Genomic DNA, 17,865 nt, shown 5'->3' with positions numbered 1-17,865 from the left:
AGTTATTCACTTTCAATCGCCAATACATTAAATAGGTTGGCTTTGGTTGTTAAGAAATCATTTTCAATTTCAATGGCCTTTAATTTAGCATCAATAAGTTTAGATTCTCTTGAATTTACCAAGAACAGCGAGCTTTCACCTAGGAAAAATTTGCGTTCTTCAGCAGAGAGCATGGTAGCATAATCATTAACTATCACTTCTGTAAAATCACTTTGAGTAACATAAGAATCTAATTCTTGATTAATGGCATCAATCTTATTTCTGAGGCTTAAGCGGGTATCTTGCACTTCAAACCTTGTGTCTTGTAATTTCAACTTTGCTAATCTTAAATCACCACGTTCTTTCCGCAAGAATAATGGAAAATTAATATTAACGCCACTTTTATAAGCTGATGTACTAAACGACCGTGCTATTTCTGGAGTTTCTGATAAAAAATTATATTGCAAGTCTATTTGCGGCAAAAGATTGTTCGCTTTTAAGCGTTTTTCAATATTAAGACTTCTAATTTTATAATCTAGAGACTGTAATTTTGGGTGGTTTTCAATATCAAAACTTTCAATATCTAATCCGGACGTGTTAAGGGTTTCATCAATGGTTAAAAATGTATCTATATTTGGAATTACATTATCTTCCAATTCAACAGGTGTATTGTCATTCAACCATAAAAAATTTGATAACTCTAACGAAGCTTTGATAAACTTAATTCTTGATTTTTCAAGGTTTAAGCGTCTATTATTCAGTGTAATTCTGGCCTCTAAGGTATCAATAGCCGGCATATCGCCCACTTCATAACTCTTTTTAATACCATCAAATCGTATGGCTGCGTTTTCTAAAAAGTCCTCATAAACTCTTTTTTCATTATAACGTCGTAACCAATTAAAATAAGTAACCGTTGCTTCGTACAAAATATTGTTTACCAATAGTTGTCTGTCGGCTTGTGCTTGCTTCACGTACAAACGCGATTGCCTTAACATTGCCATTCTTTTATTTGTTAGCAGGCCTCTGGCAACTGGAACGGAAACACCAGCGCTATATAAACCATCCTCTGGTACAAAGGCTTGTGGATTGAGAAAATCTCCAGTGTTTTCCTCGAAATTTCCTTTGAACTCTATCCCAAACCATGTTGGGATTTTAAAGGTGGCATTTAATCGATCAAAATACTCGGTGTTTTTAAATTTTTTCCTGTCGTAATCTACCTCAAGTTTGGGATCGAAAGCACCGCGAGCCTTCATTAATTTGGCTTCACTTTCGTTTATCACTAAGTTGGCTTGCTTTACAATGGGGTGGAAAGATTTAACATAACCCAAATATTCTGCCAACGAGAGAGTTGAAGTTGAATCTTGTGCCGAGGCTAAACCGCTAAATAGCAGTAATATACTAGCGAGGATTACTCTCATTTTTTATCTTTTTTTGAGGCTGTTTTGTCTCCTCCAGGTTGGTAATAATTTGGAGGAAAACTATTAATTTGTCGCCATAACTCAAACCAAATAGGTACATCTTCTAAAAGGGCAATTGTTCTAGCTCCAGAGCCAACCCTTATAGCTTCTGGCCACTCATGGTCGGTTTCATCTGGTGCTAGTAAAATTCTGTACTTACCATTATCGCTAATAAAGTTTTCTATAGCTACTACTTTTGCGCCATAAGTCCCATACGATACATTAGGCCATCCGCTAAATACAATAGCTGGCCAGCCATCGAACTGCACACGAACTTTCTCGCCTATATGAATTAGAGGTAAATCTATGGGTCTTACAAATGTTTCTACAGCTAAATCGTATTGCGCCGGCATAATACCCACTAGCTCTTCGCCTTCTTTAAAAGTAATGCCAATACCTCCAGTTTTAACTTTGTTTATATAACCATTTTGTGGCGCTGTTACATATAATAAGCTATTACGACGCTCATAATTGGTTTTTGCATTTTCTAACTTCGTAACTTGGGCCTTAGTATCAAACTGACTAGATTGGGCGGTGAACATATCGCTCTGGGCCTTTGATATTTTATCTGCATAGGACGCTTCTGTTCTAGATAATTCTAACTCTGCGTTTATTACCTCATTTTGACTTGCCAAATATTTATTTTGTTGAGAGATGAATTTTGCTTGTGTTTCCTGAAGTTTCAAGCGTTTTTCTTCTACATCTTTAACAGCTTTTAACCCTTCCTCTTGCAAAGTAGCAATACGGGTATACTGGGTTTCGGCAATTTTTAAATTGGTTTTGGCTGCTTCTAAATCAATGCTATCACTTTGTACTTTTAGTCGTGCTTGCATTAATTTATTTCTTGTTTGTTCCATTTTTAGCTTTAACTCATTTTTTAAAGCTTCAATTTGTCTGTTAAGCGCACTTACTTTTCCATCATAGGCTACTACTGATGAGGATTTTGCCAAAATTTGATCATTGGTACGTTCCACTAATCTGTCATCAAAATAGTCGCTTTTAACTTCAGAAATTCTCAAAATGGTATCGCCGCTCTTTACATAGTCACCTTCTTGAACAAACCATTCTTCAATACGTCCTGGAATCTGGGATTGAATGTGTTGTGGCCTTTGGTTTGGTTTTAATGTTGTTACAATACCATTTCCAGATATATTCTGCGTCCATGGTAAAAACAACACAATTAGGATTATTATAGCAGCCGCTAATAAAAACCTATTAAAGTATTTATAGTACTTTTTGTGTAGTACATTTTTCCCTGATTTATATATGCCAAGGTCAATGGTTTTATTCAACTGATTATTTGATATATTAAGCATAGCCTATGGTTTAGTTCTTAATTTTTCCTTTTTCTAAAGTAATTACCTCACTACATTTGTTCAACCAAGCATCACTACTGCTCACTACTACAAGCGCCCACGGTCTGTCTTCGTGCGTTAAATAGTCAATAATAGTATTTGTTTCAGAAGGATTAAATCTATCTAAGGCATCCTCTAGAATTAGCACTCTTGGCTGTTTTAAAATAGCTCTTGCCAAAACAATCTTTTTTGAAAGTGTATGAGACATTTGTTTACCATCAGGATATAAAATGGTATTTAGGCCATCAACTTGCTCTCTTATAAAACTCTTTAAACCAGCATTTTCTAATACTTCAAAAATTTGTTCATCTGAAATATTCTCATTTCCAAAGGTGAGGTTTTCTTTTATAGTACCTTCAAAAGGTGTTTCGTCTGATAGGGACAGGCCTAATTGAGACCTGTAAAAATTTAAATGTAAGCTATTAATCGACATGTCATTTACATAAATATTACCAGCCGTTGGTTGAATAACACCGGCGATAAGTCGTAATAATGTAGATTTACCCGAACCGCTTTCACCTCTTACCAAAATGCGGCTTGTAGGATTTATGGTTAAAGAAATGTCTTTAAGTATATGTTTATCTCTATTATCAACCTCATAAGCCACGTGGTCTAGCTCTATTCTAATACCTTTACCAAATTGTGGTTGCTCACCTGTTTGACTTTCTAGCGATTTATCTACAATTTGTCCAATTTTTTCAAGAGAAGTCAAGGTGTCGTAAAACGGTTCTAATCCAAGAATTAATTTTTCTACCGAAGCAATTACCAATAAAATGATGATTTCAGCAGCTACAAACTGACCAATGTTCATTTCTTGATTTAAAACCAACGCGCCACCAATTAACAATAAGCTAGCAGTTACTATAACCTTAAAGCTTATCATTTGAATAAACTGTAGCATTAAAACTTTAAAGTGGCTTTCCCTGGCATTTAAATAGCCATTCACCAAGGTATCATTTTTGCTTAAACCTAAACTTGTGCTTCCGGATAGTTTAAAGCTAATTACTGATCGTGCTATTTCTTGTATCCAATGTGCAACTTTATATTTTTTCTTCGATTCTACTAAGCTCGTTTCTAAACCTTTAATTGCTGTAAATTTGAATACAACGAATATGAGTACTAAAAGCAATAATCCAAATACGATAAAAAACGGATGGTAAAACGATAGTAAAATTAATGCAAATATTATTTGAAGCACTGCTGTAGGAACATCAATTAAAATTTTAGATAAACTCTTTTGGATGGTCAAGGTATCGAAAAAACGATTTGCCAATTCTGGCGGATAATAATTTCGCAGTTCTGACATTTTTATTTTTGGAAAGCGATAAGTCAGTTCAAAAGATGATCGCATGAAAATGCGTTGCTGTATGGTTTCAATTATTCTAAGTTGCATAAGTTGTAACAATCCAGAAAATGCTACACCCACCGTAACCAATATTACAAGAACTATCCAAGATGTTGATACTTGCGCGCCTTGAATTAGGTTAATTATGGCCTGTATTCCTAACGGAAGTGATAAAGCTACTACACCTGCAAAAATCGCATAGTAAAATATTTGTAGTATATCCCTTTTTTCAAGTTGAAGCAACCCAATTAAGCGTTGCCAGGGTGTTTTTATTTGGTTTTCCATAATTAAGATTGTAACGTTTTTAATACTAAATCTTTGTAAAATTGAGTTGGGGTAATATCTGAATCACAATCGGTAATGGATGTGAAATGATGCTTTAAAAAATGTTGATGTAAACTGCCTTCTAGAATGGTGCTAGCTATACTGGATGGATATTTATAATCAGGTTTTAAAGCAATTACTATGTCACGCAGGCGATGCACTATGCGTTTATAAATTATAAAATACCCTTCTTTGTTTTCTTGATCAACCTCTTTAGTGAGAAACGATTTTGAATTCTCATTTATCATGATGCGATTTAATACTACCTCATTAATGTGTGAGAAGTTAGAGTCTTCTTTAGTTGTTCTAGAAACTACCTCTATGGCTTTCTGTAGTTTATCTGATGGATTTAAATTGTGGGTTTCTAATACCAATTGATATTCTATCCAGGCCCAATACCATGACGACAAGTATAATAGAAGTTTGTGTTTACTTTCAAAATAACGATATATTGAACTCTCGTTAGAGCCTATCAAATTTCCAAGTTTTTTAAAGGTAAAACTATCAAAACCAATCTCGTCTATTAAGATAATACTATGTTCTACAATACGTTTTCCAAGAGATGATGACTCAGGATCTTTTATATATATTTTTTCTGGAACAGTTATCTTTACATTTGAAAGTAATGAATCCATAATTAATTATTTTATACGCAAATATAATAGTAAGACTATTAGTTTTGGAAATAAAACTATTGATTTTATAAATGGTATTCATAAACAAATCTTATGAGTGCGGTAATTGGGAACTATGTATTTGAATATTAGTTATTTAAATTGATTTCTATTGTTAAATAGAAACGTAATTAAATTTAAAAACAGGGTTGTAAACACAAAATTCTTATAATTTAGGTGAAATTAGCTTTAACATTCAATAGGTTTAGTCGATGTAGTGTAAATCTCGTGCCAATTTTTAAAGGAAATTTAGCCCTTTTAAGTGGAAAAAGGGAGTTTTTAAAAATTAAGCATTACCAAACAAGGTCTAATGACAATCTATTTTGTTTGATACCAGTTCATGAATTGGGGACGGAGAGAGGTAGGGAATGCCTAAACCTAATCCTCGAATAATAAAAAGCGCACCGATAATAACGATAAACACGGGAATGGCATTTTGAATACGTTGTCTTGCCTTACCTTTTAAAAAATGGCTAAAATAAATTGCTGTTGTCATTAGCGGGATGGTGCCTAAGCCAAAAACGGCCATATAGAAGCTGCCATCTAGGGCATTTCCGAGAGCAATAGCCGCAAACAAAGCTACGTAAACCAAGCCGCAAGGCAGAAAGCCATTTAAGAAACCAATAGTTAAAAATGTATCAATAGTCTTTTTTTGTAGCGCTTTACCCAATGCTGATTTTATTTTGGCAATAACTCTGTAAATAGGTTTAGAAATATTGTATTTGTTTAAAGTTTTTTGTGGAACTATTACTGCCAAAATCATTAAAATTCCAATAGCAATAGAAAGTTGTTGTTGAAATCCAAAAATGTATAGACTTTTTCCAATGAGTCCGAAAACTAAGCCTATTATACTGTATGCTAATAATCTACCAAAATGATAGATAGCAATTTGCGATATTTTTTTAAATGAATTGGAACGGTCTACCGGGAGCATAAAGGCAATTGGGCCACACATGCCAACACAGTGAAAACTACCCAATAGACCCAATATGAAAGCTGAAGCAAGCATGTTAATACACTATTGATTCTTTAAATAAATAAGATTTTCCTTTATATTGCCAATCTATTTTAATGTTCCAACGGCCATCTACCAAACGTTTGTCAGGTATGAGCAAATAAGGATTAGACAATGAAATAGCAGTTTCAAAGTCTAGTTGTTTGTTAGATGGCCTATATAGGAACATTTTTCCTGTAATTTCTTTGTAATCTATATCTTCGGGAAAGTTTATCTTTAAACCGTCCTCGGTACGTTCGTGGCTAATATTTGTAACTAAACTTTTAGCATTTTTAAGCTTATCAATATCTTTTTGATATTTTAATTCTTCACCGTAATAATCTTCACTTACCAAATCATGGTCGTATTTATCATCTACATTCATCGATACAATAAAGTACATAATAAAGGCAATAAACCCTACAAATGCCAACACAATTCCGGTACCCCAACTAATTTTCATAATATTTGAGTTTTATCCTTTTGAACTTATTTCAGGATTTCATTATATTAATTTTTACTATTTTTTGGCTAAAGCGTGCCTGCACTAACTAATACGAACTATCTATAACTTCTGGGGCCTAAGAAGTTAGCCGTAGTAGTTTCAATGAGTTCATCCCCCTTGTAAACGCCTATTTTTATTTTATTTCTATCGCCTGATAAGGCTGCATTATTTATTTCTATAAACAAGGTCCCTTCGGCTATGCCCTGGCTAGGTACTACAAATTTACCACTCGTAGATACAAGTTTAAGTTCGCCTTTGTGAGACATTAGTTTTAAACTTACATCTTCAATATCATTAGAGGTTTTATTTACTAATTTATATGTAAAGACATTACTAATTATGTTATTGTCCTTATGTTCATAAAGTTGCCCAGGTAATCTTAAAACATTGGCCTCAACATCATTTCTTAAAAACAGCATGCCAATTAGTAAACCAATCATAATGGAAAGTACAGCAATGTAGCCTTTTATTCTTGGGGTAAGTCTAAACTTTGCTTTCTTTTCAATATTTTCTTCGCTAGCATAACGAATCAAGCCCTTTGGTAGATTGATGCTTTCCATGATATGGTCGCATTCATCAATACAAGCGGTACAGTTCACACATTCTAGTTGAGTGCCATTTCTAATGTCGATTCCAGTAGGGCAAACATGCACACATTGTAAGCAGTCTATACAATCGCCATGGCCTAAAGCTGCTCTGTCTTCGTTCTTTCTAAACTTTTTTCTCCCGGCTTCACCTTCTCCTCTTTTATGATCGTATGCTACAACTATTGATTTTGTGTCTAATAAAACACCTTGTAATCTTCCGTAAGGACAAGCAATAATACATACCTGTTCTCGAAACCATGCAAATACAAAATAGAAAACGCCAGTAAATATGACCAAAGGAATAAGCGTACTTACATGTTTAAACGGACCATCTGTAACATATTGAATTAACTTATCACTACCGATTAAATATGCCAAAAAAACATTGGCTATTAAGAACGAAATGATGAGGAAAATCAGTAGTTTAAGGCCTCTTTTTTTTATTTTTTCTGCATCCCATTTTTGGCGCGCCAATTTACGTTGCTTATTTCTATCTCCTTCAATCCAATATTCAATACGGCGAAATACCATTTCCATGAAAATAGTTTGCGGACAAATCCATCCGCAAAAAATACGTCCGAATGCAACTGTAAACAGCGTAATAAAAACAACACCAATTAGCATTGAAATCACAAATAAATGAAAGTCTTGAGGCCAAAACGGGAAACCGAAAATATTAAAGCGGCGTTCCAAAATGTTGAACATCAAAAACTGATTCCCATTTACTTTGATAAATGGCGACAAAAATAAAAATGCAAGTAAAAAGTAGCTAACGTATTTTCTATATTCATAAAACTTCCCACTAGGTTTTTTTGGATAAACCCAAGCGCGTTTTCCTTCCTCGGTTATGGTAGCAATAGAATCTCTAAATATTTCGTTCTCTGGGGTTTCCACTTTAGATGTGTTCACTTAAGGTTTTTAAAACCTTAAGATATTCGAGTTATTTATTTCTAAAACCTACAAGTTGTTTAAACTTGTAGGTTAATTTAGAATAGTTTGGTTGAGGTTGAGTTTTCTTTTAAATTAGTTAACAACATCGATAACAGAATCGGTTTTTATTTCCATAGCTTCTGTTGGAATGTCTTCAATAGGTGCATTCTCATCTACCCAGATATCTCCCTCAGCTGCTTTTGGATTTGCAGGTGTAGTGCCTTCAAACGTTAAAACATAGCTCGCTACCTTTGCGATTTGTGATGGTTTTAATTGTGCTTTCCAAGGAATCATACCTTTTCCTGAGCGTCCACCTTCTGATATGGTTTTAAATACATTTTTAATTCCACCCCCTAAAATCCAATGTTTGTCAGTTAGATTCGGGCCAATACCTCCACCACCATCTGCCATATGGCACGCTACACAGTTGGTTTCAAAAATAGATTTTCCCGTGTTCAAATCTTCAGCACTGGTTAATACAGTTACTGTATTAAAGTCAACTAAGTCTTTAGCTGTTTTTTTGTATTCCTCTATTTCAATTCTAGCTTCGGCTAATTCAGTTTCTAGCTCGTCTACTTGTGTTTTGCCATCAAAAATATGGTAGCGCACTAAGTAAATAGCTGCAAATACAATTGAAGCGTAAAAGCCATATAGCCACCAAGGAGGTAAGTTGTTGTCTAATTCCTTAATACCATCATAATTATGATCTAGTATTATTTCTCCCTCTTCTTCAATTGGTTTTTGCCCCAAAAGTTTATTATAGGTTTCTTTAAGCCAGGTAAACTCAAGAGACTTTTCTTTTTCAGCTAAAAATCGTGCTTTTGCAGCTTCGTCCAATTTATGGAGCATTACATTTTCCAATGCGCCAACAATCGCTTCAATAGCAATTAATATTAACAATACTAGTAAGAGAAATAAAAGTACTGCGGGATATTCAATAAATGCAGGTTTTTCACCGGAATCTATAAAGAATTCTACTGCTCCAAAAATAATAAAGAATACTACAGGAACGCGAATCCACGATGGAACTAAATTTCTCATAATGTGTCGTTGTTTTGGTTGTCTAATGGTATATTACTAACTGTTTTTATATAGTCTTTCTTTGCGGTAACAACCCACCAAAAAAGTGCTACAAAAAAGATAAAAAAGATGAGTAGCGAAATGATAGGATATATTTCTATTCCCGCAATACTCTCCATATGGTTTTTTACAAATTTTAACATGATACTTTGTTTGCTAGGTTAGTTTTGAGCTGTTTCTACTTTAATATCGGTGCCTAAACGTTGCAGGTACGCTATTAATGCTACAATCTCTCTATTTTTCATTTCTACGAAGTCTTCACCGCTTTCAGTTGCATACTTTTTATCTGCTTCGTAATTCTTTGCAAAATCAGGGTCGCTGTATAAGTTCTGTTCTATTTGAGCGCCTTGTTCCTCCATACTTTGTTGCGCATTAGCTATCTCTTCATCTGAGTATGGTACTCCAAGGGAAACCATGGTTTGCATTTTAGCTTCCGTTTGCGATTTGTCTAGTTCATTATTGATTAACCATTGATAACGAGGCATAATAGAACCAGATGACGTGCTTTGTGGGTCGTACATGTGGTTAAAGTGCCAGTTATCAGAATACTTGCCACCAACACGGTGTAAATCCGGACCAGTTCGTTTACTTCCCCAAAGGAACGGGTGGTCATACACGAACTCACCGGCTTTTGAATATTCACCGTAGCGCTCAACTTCACTTCTAAAAGGACGTATCATTTGTGAGTGGCAACCCACACAACCTTCACGGATGTAAATGTCCCTACCTTCCAATTCTAGAGGTGTGTAAGGTTTCACGCTAGCAATAGTTGGAATGTTGGATTTCACCATAATTGTTGGAACAATTTGTATAATACCACCAATTAAAATAGCTATTGTAGCTAATAGGGTTAGTTGAATTGGTCGTCTTTCTAACCAAGTATGCCAACCTTCATTCGCTGTACGTTTTTTTGTAACACGTTCTAATGCAGGAGCCTCTGCTAATTCATCTTGTACTTTGCTGCCGCTTCTTACAGTTGCGATAACGTTATACACAAGAATTAACATACCTACAATGTAAAGTGTACCTCCAATTGCGCGCATCCAATACATTGGGATAATTTCCGTAACAGTTTCTAAGAAGTTACCATAAACTAAGGTCCCATCAGGATTAAACTGTTTCCACATACTAGCTTGCGTAAATCCTGCAACGTACATTGGTAGTGCATAAATAATAATACCTAACGTACCTAACCAGAAATGCAAGTTAGCCAAACCTAAAGAGTATAGTTTTGTTTTAAATAATCTTGGAATCAAGTAATAAATAATACCGAACGCCATAAACCCATTCCAAGCTAAAGCGCCAACATGAACGTGTGCAATAATCCAATCGGTAAAGTGCGCAATGGCATTTACATTTTTAAGCGATAGCGTAGGTCCTTCAAAAGTAGCCATACCATAACCGGTAATAGCAACTACCAAGAATTTTAAAACAGGGTCTGTTCTTACCTTATCCCAAGCACCACGCAAGGTTAATAAACCGTTTATCATACCACCCCAAGAAGGCATTAATAGCATAACAGAAAAAGTAACACCTAAGTTTTGTGCCCATTCAGGTAAAGCCGTATATAATAAGTGGTGAGGTCCAGCCCAAATGTATATAAAAATTAATGACCAAAAGTGTACAATAGACAGTCTATAAGAATACACAGGTCTGTTTGCAGCTTTAGGTACAAAATAGTACATCAGCCCCAAAAATGGTGTGGTTAAGAAAAATGCAACTGCATTGTGCCCATACCACCATTGCACCAATGCATCTTGTACTCCAGCGTAAACCGAGTAACTTTTCATTGCGCTTACAGGTAATTCTAAACTATTAAAAATATGTAATACAGCAACAGTAACAAACGTAGCTATGTAAAACCAAACTGCTACGTATAAATGGCGTTGGCGACGTTTTAAAATAGTCCAAATCATATTCACACCAAAAACAACCCAAACTAGTGCAATGGCGATATCAATTGGCCATTCCAACTCAGCGTATTCTTTTGATGTGGTAATGCCCAAAGGCAGTGTAATTGCAGCAGCTACAATAATAAGTTGCCATCCCCAAAAGTTGATGTTACTTAATAAATCGCTCGCCATTCGTGTTTTCAACAAACGTTGTAGGGAATAGTAAACCCCTGCAAACATAGCATTACCTACAAAGGCAAAAATAACCGCATTGGTATGTAAAGGTCTTAAACGACCAAAACTTAACCACGATATACCATCGGTTAAATTCGGGAATAAAAACATAAAGGCAAGTAGTAAGCCTACTACCATTCCCACAACACCGAAAATAATAGTGGCATAAAGGAATTTAGTAACGATTTTATTATCGTAATGAAATTGTTGCATTTCCATAATTTTAATTATTAATCTTTCTTGGTTAGTATCGTTTTATTGGTTTTATCTTTAATTAATTCGTCTTCAAATAGCATGCGTACAGACGGTGTATAACTATCATCAAACTGTCCTTTTTTAACGGCAAAAACAAATGCCACAAAAAAGATTACAGCAACTACTATACTTACTGCTAACAAAATATATATAACACTCATACCTATATTGAAGTTATGGTTCAAAAATACTTTTAAGGTTTTTCCCAAAAGATGACATTTGTCATAATTAATAATTTTTTTGGTACTATCCTAAACTTTATAAAAGCTAAAATAATTAGGGTTTGTAACGCTTTCTTGGTTATTGCTGGTGCTTTTTATTGTTCACTCTCTTTAACTAACACAATTACAACATTCAATCCCTAAAACGGCAGTTCGCTAATGCCATTATTTTCCACACTTTATGAAATATTTTTTTATGGTCTTCCCATAAAACATTTGTACTTTTGAACTTTCCAAATGTACTTTGTGTTGCTAAATGTAATCAAAGTATCTTTATTTAACAATAGATATTTTTATATGAAATCATACGATGTAGCCGTTATTGGCTCTGGACCTGGAGGATATGTTGCCGCCATACGTTGTGCGCAATTGGGCATGAAAACAGCAATTATTGAAAAGTATAGCACACTTGGTGGCACCTGTTTAAATGTGGGCTGTATTCCAAGTAAGGCACTTTTAGATTCATCACACCATTATGAAGATGCCATCAAGCATTTTGAAGAACATGGTATTGAAATCCCTGGTGATGTAAAGGTGAATTTAGAGAAAATGATTGCGCGTAAACAGGCAGTTGTCGACCAAACTACTGGTGGCATCGATTTTCTAATGAAGAAAAATGAAATTGATGTATACCATGGTTTAGGAAGTTTTAAAGATGAAACACATATCGCTATTAAAGGCGAAGAAACTACTGAAATAGAAGCAAAACACACAATTATTGCCACGGGAAGTAAACCATCAACATTGCCTTTTATTAAAGTTGACAAAGAGCGTATTATAACGTCAACAGAGGCTTTAAAACTTAAGGAAATCCCAAAACATCTCATTATTATTGGTGGCGGTGTTATTGGTCTAGAATTGGGGCAGGTGTACAAACGTTTAGGTGCTGAAGTTACGGTAGTTGAATATATGGATAGAATAATTCCAACTATGGATGCTGGCTTATCTAAAGAACTAAATAAAGTCTTTAAAAAGGCAAAATTCAAAATGCAAGTATCACATAAGGTGAAATCTGTAGAGCGAAAAGGTGATGAGGTAATTGTAAAAGCAGACAATAAAAAGGGAGAAGAAGTAGAATTTAAAGGCGATTACTGCTTGGTTTCAGTTGGGCGTAGTCCATATACAAGTGGTTTAAACAGCGAAGCTGCAGGGGTAAAATTAGACGATAGAGGTCGTGTGGAGGTTAACGAACACCTACAAACATCTGTACCAAATATTTATGCTATTGGTGATGTGGTAAAAGGTGCAATGTTAGCTCATAAAGCTGAAGAGGAAGGTGTTTTTGTAGCAGAAACTATAGCTGGACAAAAACCACATATCGATTATAATTTAATTCCAGGTGTAGTTTATACATGGCCAGAAGTTGCTGCTGTAGGTAAAACTGAAGAAGAGTTAAAAGAAGCTGGGATAGAGTATAAAACAGGTCAGTTTCCAATGCGTGCTTTAGGTAGAAGTAGGGCTAGTATGGATTTAGATGGTTTCGTTAAGATTTTAGCCGATAAAACTACCGATGAAATTTTAGGTGTACATATGATTGGTGCGCGTGCTGCCGATATGATTGCCGAGGCTGTTGTAGCTATGGAATATCGCGCAAGTGCAGAGGATGTATCACGTATGTCGCACGCACACCCAACCTTTACAGAGGCCATCAAAGAAGCAGCTTTGGCGGCAACAGAGGATAGAGCATTACATATTTAATAAAAAGAATCAAATAATTAAAGGCGAGCTGTACATTAGCTTGCCTTTTTTTATGTTTAATAAATTAACATTTTTTTTAAACAAAATAAATGAAATTGATTAATTTTGCTATTTAAATATTCTTTATGAAGTACCCAAAACTATTATGTTTTTTACTGATTCTCTTGTTTTCAGCGCTGGTGTCAGCTCAAAATAAATACACAATTAGTGGTACAATTACCGAAGAATCAAATGGTGAGACAGTTTTTGGAGCTTCTGTATTCTTTGAAGGCACAAGCATTGGTGCCGTAACAAACGAATATGGGTTTTACTCTATTACAGCAAATGAAGGTGACTATAAATTAGTGGTATCTTATGTGGGTTATGCGAGTATTACTATGAAAATAACGCTTGATGGTAATCTAAAAAAAGATTTTGAACTCTCAGAATCCACGACTCAATTAGACGAGGTACTTATTATTTCAGAAGAAACAGAAGGCCCTAACATTAAAAGTCCTCAAATGAGTGTTTCTAAATTAAAACTGCAAACCATTAAAAATATGCCTGTTGTTTTAGGAGAAACTGACATTATTAAATCAATTCAATTATTACCAGGGGTTACAAGTGGAGCAGAAGGTTCTGCAGGATTTAATGTACGCGGAGGTGCTGCAGACCAGAATTTAGTGCTTTTAGATGAAGCTATTATTTATAACACGTCGCATTTGTTTGGTTTCTTTTCGGTATTTAATGCTGATGCTATAAAAGATGTAAAACTTTATAAAGGCGGTATTCCGGCACGTTTTGGAGGTAGAGTGTCCTCTGTTTTAGATGTGCGCCAAAAAGATGGTAATAGTAAGAATTTTGAATTGAATGGAGGTATTGGTTTAATTTCCAGTCGATTGTCTGCTGAAGGCCCTATGTTTAAGGATAAAGGTTCCTTTTTAGTGGCTGGTCGTGGTTCTTATGCTCATTTGTTTTTACAGGCATCAGGAGAGGACAATAGTGCTTATTTTTATGACTTAAATTTAAAGACAAATTACAATATCAATAAGAATAACAAATTGTATTTATCTGGTTATTTTGGTCGCGATGAATTTAATTTTGGAGCCAATTTCAATAGTGGTTACGGTAACGCTTCAGGAAATTTAAGATGGAGCCATATCTTTAGTGATCGTGTATTTTCTAACTTGTCTTTTGTGTATAGTGATTACGACTATGTGCTAGATTTTAAATCATTTGATTTCGATTGGATTTCAGAAATTACAAATTATAATATTAAGTACGATTTAAGCTATTATCAAAGTAATAAGCTGCAATTGGATTTTGGGTTTAGTGCAATTTATTATGATTTCAACCCAGGTGAAATTAATCCAACTTCTGAAAACTCATCAATTAACCCTTTGCTTTTAGATCAAAAGCGTGCTTTTGAAAACGGCTTATATGCTAGCGCAGAGTATAAATTATCTGATAAGTTAACCGCTACTGTAGGTCTGCGCTACAGTTATTTTATTAGACGTGGCGGGCAGCCATTAACAGATTACGAAAATGGCTTGCCAATCGTGTACAATCAAACTCTTGGCGTTTATGAAGAAGGAAATGCCATTGGAGAAACAAATTATGAAAAAGGCGAAACCATAAAAACGTATGGCAATTTAGAACCACGTTTGGCATTGGCATTTCAATTAAATGAAGACTCATCAATTAAAGCGGGATACAGTCATACGGCACAATACATCCATTTATTGTCCAATACACTATCGGTAACCCCTTTGGACGTGTGGACACCTAGTGGGAAGTTTATAAAACCCCAATTGTCAGATCAATATGCCGTTGGGTACTTTAAAAATTTCAAAAATAAAACGTATTCATTAGAAATAGAGACCTATTATAAATCCGTTGCCAATAGAATAGACTACGTTGATGGCTCTGATTTAATAGGGCAGAATACCATAGAGACCGAGATTTTAAATGGAGAACTAAGAGCTTACGGGCTAGAATTTTTATTAAGAAAGTCTAAGGGTGATTTCACTGGATGGTTGGCTTATACTATATCAAAGGCGGAGCAACGCACGCCTGGGGGTGCTGCGGGCGGCCCAGGTATTAACAATGGAGAATGGTATTATGCTCCACATGATAGAACACATGATGTATCTGTCACTGGAAGCTATAAATTGAATGAAAAATGGAATTTTGGGGCAAACTTAATATATCAAACAGGACGACCAGTAACTTATCCAGATGGACAATATACCTATGAAGATTTAAATATTGCCAATTTTTCGGATAGAAATGCCAGTAGATTAACGGATTATCACCGTATTGATGTTTCCGCAACCTATGTACCCAATAGAAAGCCAGATAAACGCTGGAAAGGAGAGTGGGTATTTGGTATTTATAATATTTACAACCGCAGAAATGCGGCCTCTATTTCTTTTGGGCAGAATAGAGAAACCGGTGCAAACGAGGCTACACGAACTGCCATTTTTGGTATTGTACCTTCCGTATCATATAATTTTAAATTTTAGACTATGAAGCATCATATATATAAAATCATCATTTTTATTTTGGTACTTTTTACGTCATGTACAGATGTGGTTGATGTTGATGTGCCCGAAGCTGCACCCAGATTAGTGGTTGAAGCCTCTATCGATTGGGAAAAAGGTACTCAAGGCAATACACAATTTATCGAATTGTCTATGTCAACACCTTTTTTTGAAAACTTAAATAATACTACTGTAGCTGGGGCTTCTGTGAAAATCACCAATAATGTTTCAAATGAAGAATTTATTTTTACAGATCAAGGTGAAGGTATTTATGCAACATCTAGTTTTATTCCTGTATTAAATCAATCCTATACCTTGGAAATAAATTACCAAGGAGAAACCTACATTGCAGAAGAGACCATGACGCCTGTTGTTGATATCGATGAAATAAGTCAGGCCACAGTTGGAGGTTTTAATGATGATGCTTTAGAGGTTGATATCTATTTTAACGATCCACCAAACGAAGAAAATTTTTACTTATTTAGATTTGAAGAAGAGGGCGATTTGTTGCCTGAATTATTAGCCATACCAGATGAGTTTACCGACGGTAACAGGATGAAAGTGTTTTTTGAAAAGGAAGATGATGAGGATACAGGACAAGAAGAATTTCAACCGGGCGATATAGCCCATATAAAGTTCCATGGTATTTCAAAACAATATTTTAACTATATAGATTTATTGATTGATCAGTATGAAAATGCCCAAAACCCTTTTGGTACCGTTCCCGCAACGTTAAAAGGAAATGTGGTGAATCCTTCAAACCCAAACAACTATGCTTTTGGATATTTTAGGCTAGTACAGGTTATTGAAGCTACGTACGTCTTCCAGTAATTAAATCCGTTTTATAACTATTTAAGCCGTTCAAGTTTGTATTAAGAGGAACTTGTTGAACGTTATTGCTAACTTGCGTACTAAATGCGTACTTATCTTGACAATTTTTAGTACATCATTACATTTTTTTTACTTTCTTTTGTCAAACATGTGACCTCCTAAAAGATCACGTGTCTTAAAAGCATCAACTATTATCAATATAGCTAAAGGCTACTTGAACACTATAGAAGACATTAAAAGTAAATCAGATGAAGAACTGGTAGGGGCGATCGTTGAAACTAACGACACCTTGCTTTTCGAAGTGCTTTATGATAGGTATGCAACATTAGTGTATAATAAGTGCTATGGCTTTGCAAGGGATGAAGATGAGGCTAAGGATTTAACACAGGATGTATTCTTAAAACTTTTTGTGAAGTTGGCCAGTTTTAAAGGTAAATCTAAATTTTCTACATGGTTGTATGCGTTTACGTATAACCATTGTGTAAATTATGTGACTAGAAATACAGCGAAAAAAATACAGAAACAATCTGTTGACTACAAGGATGTAGAAAATGTTTCTGATAGTGAAATAGAGGATAAGGAGTTTCTCAATATGCGGGTAGATAAGCTAAAAAAAGCTATGGAATTAATTTCACCTGATGAGAAAATGATACTATTGCTAAAGTACCAAGACTATTTAACCATAAAAGAAATAGTCTCGGTTTTAGGAATTGGGGAGAGCGCCGTTAAAATGCGCATTAAAAGGGCAAAAGATAAACTGATACAAGTGTATTCAGAGTACTGATAACCAATGGAGAATCCATTTAAACAAATAAATACACCGCTAAAGGAGGTCCCGCCAGAACTAAAGTCGAAGGTGATGAGCGATATCGCTATGGCGAAGCTTATAATGGATTTGGCTGCATTATTTTCCTATAATATGGGGCATGTTATAGAAACGGTAATTAGTAAAAGAGCTAAAAAGTAAATAAATTATAACCCT

At 34.9% G+C, this 17,865-nt stretch carries 16 protein-coding genes; 5 read left to right on the top strand and 11 right to left on the bottom strand.

Going from position 1 to position 17,865, the window contains the following annotated elements; all coding sequences use genetic code 11:
- Positions 1-2: 2 nt before the first annotated feature.
- The 11 genes from BMY39_RS09740 to ccoS all read right to left on the bottom strand — a co-directional run bounded on the left by BMY39_RS09740 (position 3) and on the right by ccoS (position 11,772).
- Positions 3-1,397, bottom strand: coding sequence for a TolC family protein (locus BMY39_RS09740; protein WP_092579021.1), 1,395 nt, complete (start codon positions 1,395-1,397; stop codon positions 3-5).
- Entirely contained in the window at positions 1,394-2,752 is a 1,359-nt protein-coding gene (locus BMY39_RS09735; RefSeq protein ID WP_092579019.1) for an HlyD family secretion protein, read from the bottom strand. The genes BMY39_RS09740 and BMY39_RS09735 overlap by 4 nt, the downstream gene beginning before the upstream one ends.
- Positions 2,753-2,762: 10 nt before the next feature.
- Entirely contained in the window at positions 2,763-4,421 is a 1,659-nt protein-coding gene (locus BMY39_RS09730) for a peptidase domain-containing ABC transporter (protein ID WP_092579017.1), read from the bottom strand.
- A 2-nt stretch (positions 4,422-4,423) separates the two neighbouring features.
- Entirely contained in the window at positions 4,424-5,095 is a 672-nt protein-coding gene (locus BMY39_RS09725; RefSeq protein WP_092579015.1) for a TetR/AcrR family transcriptional regulator, read from the bottom strand.
- 346 nt (positions 5,096-5,441) lie between these two features.
- Positions 5,442-6,143 (bottom strand): sulfite exporter TauE/SafE family protein, encoded by a 702-nt coding sequence (locus BMY39_RS09720; protein WP_092579013.1) that lies wholly within the window; start codon positions 6,141-6,143, stop codon positions 5,442-5,444.
- Position 6,144: 1 nt separating this feature from the next.
- Positions 6,145-6,591, bottom strand: a complete 447-nt coding sequence (locus tag BMY39_RS09715; protein WP_092579011.1) for a FixH family protein — start codon at positions 6,589-6,591, stop codon at positions 6,145-6,147.
- Between the two features lie 98 nt (positions 6,592-6,689).
- Positions 6,690-8,114, bottom strand: a complete 1,425-nt coding sequence (gene ccoG / locus BMY39_RS09710) for a cytochrome c oxidase accessory protein CcoG (RefSeq protein ID WP_092579009.1) — start codon at positions 8,112-8,114, stop codon at positions 6,690-6,692.
- 129 nt (positions 8,115-8,243) lie between these two features.
- Complete coding sequence (locus BMY39_RS09705) at positions 8,244-9,191, bottom strand: cbb3-type cytochrome c oxidase N-terminal domain-containing protein (RefSeq protein WP_092579007.1); 948 nt, start codon at positions 9,189-9,191, stop codon at positions 8,244-8,246.
- Entirely contained in the window at positions 9,188-9,373 is a 186-nt protein-coding gene (locus BMY39_RS15250; RefSeq protein ID WP_092579005.1) for a CcoQ/FixQ family Cbb3-type cytochrome c oxidase assembly chaperone, read from the bottom strand. The genes BMY39_RS09705 and BMY39_RS15250 overlap by 4 nt, the downstream gene beginning before the upstream one ends.
- Positions 9,374-9,391: 18 nt before the next feature.
- Positions 9,392-11,575 (bottom strand): cytochrome-c oxidase, cbb3-type subunit I, encoded by a 2,184-nt coding sequence (gene ccoN / locus BMY39_RS09695; protein WP_092579003.1) that lies wholly within the window; start codon positions 11,573-11,575, stop codon positions 9,392-9,394.
- Positions 11,576-11,586: 11 nt separating this feature from the next.
- On the bottom strand, positions 11,587-11,772 hold the full coding sequence (ccoS, locus tag BMY39_RS09690; protein WP_092579001.1) for a cbb3-type cytochrome oxidase assembly protein CcoS: 186 nt from the start codon (positions 11,770-11,772) through the stop codon (positions 11,587-11,589).
- 357 nt (positions 11,773-12,129) lie between these two features.
- Here ccoS and lpdA point away from each other — a divergent pair, with 357 nt between their 5' ends.
- From lpdA to BMY39_RS15090, 5 genes are all read left to right on the top strand, one after another.
- On the top strand, positions 12,130-13,530 hold the full coding sequence (lpdA, locus tag BMY39_RS09685) for a dihydrolipoyl dehydrogenase (protein ID WP_092579226.1): 1,401 nt from the start codon (positions 12,130-12,132) through the stop codon (positions 13,528-13,530).
- Positions 13,531-13,655: 125 nt separating this feature from the next.
- Entirely contained in the window at positions 13,656-16,034 is a 2,379-nt protein-coding gene (locus BMY39_RS09680; RefSeq protein ID WP_092578999.1) for a TonB-dependent receptor, read from the top strand.
- Positions 16,035-16,037: 3 nt separating this feature from the next.
- On the top strand, positions 16,038-16,883 hold the full coding sequence (locus BMY39_RS09675) for a DUF4249 domain-containing protein (protein WP_092578997.1): 846 nt from the start codon (positions 16,038-16,040) through the stop codon (positions 16,881-16,883).
- A gap of 214 nt (positions 16,884-17,097) precedes the next feature.
- A complete protein-coding gene (locus BMY39_RS09670; protein WP_092578995.1) occupies positions 17,098-17,667 on the top strand; it encodes an RNA polymerase sigma factor in 570 nt (189 codons plus the stop codon).
- A 6-nt stretch (positions 17,668-17,673) separates the two neighbouring features.
- Complete coding sequence (locus tag BMY39_RS15090) at positions 17,674-17,850, top strand: hypothetical protein (protein WP_177176580.1); 177 nt, start codon at positions 17,674-17,676, stop codon at positions 17,848-17,850.
- The last annotated feature ends 15 nt before the right edge of the window (positions 17,851-17,865 follow it).

Source organism: Hyunsoonleella jejuensis, from assembly GCF_900111025.1.
Taxonomy (GTDB): domain Bacteria; phylum Bacteroidota; class Bacteroidia; order Flavobacteriales; family Flavobacteriaceae; genus Jejuia; species Jejuia jejuensis.
This window is presented reverse-complemented; position numbering and strand designations above follow the sequence as displayed.

What these genes read in the sequence shown, in the direction of transcription:
- BMY39_RS09740 (WP_092579021.1), bottom strand. Translation starts at nt 1,397, where the DNA reads ATGAGAGTAATCCTCGCTAGTATATTACTGCTATTTAGCGGTTTAGCC.
- BMY39_RS09735 (WP_092579019.1), bottom strand. Translation starts at nt 2,752, where the DNA reads ATGCTTAATATATCAAATAATCAGTTGAATAAAACCATTGACCTTGGC.
- BMY39_RS09730 (WP_092579017.1), bottom strand. Translation starts at nt 4,421, where the DNA reads ATGGAAAACCAAATAAAAACACCCTGGCAACGCTTAATTGGGTTGCTT.
- BMY39_RS09725 (WP_092579015.1), bottom strand. Translation starts at nt 5,095, where the DNA reads ATGGATTCATTACTTTCAAATGTAAAGATAACTGTTCCAGAAAAAATA.
- BMY39_RS09720 (WP_092579013.1), bottom strand. Translation starts at nt 6,143, where the DNA reads ATGCTTGCTTCAGCTTTCATATTGGGTCTATTGGGTAGTTTTCACTGT.
- BMY39_RS09715 (WP_092579011.1), bottom strand. Translation starts at nt 6,591, where the DNA reads ATGAAAATTAGTTGGGGTACCGGAATTGTGTTGGCATTTGTAGGGTTT.
- BMY39_RS09705 (WP_092579007.1), bottom strand. Translation starts at nt 9,191, where the DNA reads ATGAGAAATTTAGTTCCATCGTGGATTCGCGTTCCTGTAGTATTCTTT.
- BMY39_RS15250 (WP_092579005.1), bottom strand. Translation starts at nt 9,373, where the DNA reads ATGTTAAAATTTGTAAAAAACCATATGGAGAGTATTGCGGGAATAGAA.
- ccoN (WP_092579003.1), bottom strand. Translation starts at nt 11,575, where the DNA reads ATGGAAATGCAACAATTTCATTACGATAATAAAATCGTTACTAAATTC.
- ccoS (WP_092579001.1), bottom strand. Translation starts at nt 11,772, where the DNA reads ATGAGTGTTATATATATTTTGTTAGCAGTAAGTATAGTAGTTGCTGTA.
- lpdA (WP_092579226.1), top strand. Translation starts at nt 12,130, where the DNA reads ATGAAATCATACGATGTAGCCGTTATTGGCTCTGGACCTGGAGGATAT.
- BMY39_RS09680 (WP_092578999.1), top strand. Translation starts at nt 13,656, where the DNA reads ATGAAGTACCCAAAACTATTATGTTTTTTACTGATTCTCTTGTTTTCA.
- BMY39_RS09675 (WP_092578997.1), top strand. Translation starts at nt 16,038, where the DNA reads ATGAAGCATCATATATATAAAATCATCATTTTTATTTTGGTACTTTTT.
- BMY39_RS15090 (WP_177176580.1), top strand. Translation starts at nt 17,674, where the DNA reads ATGGAGAATCCATTTAAACAAATAAATACACCGCTAAAGGAGGTCCCG.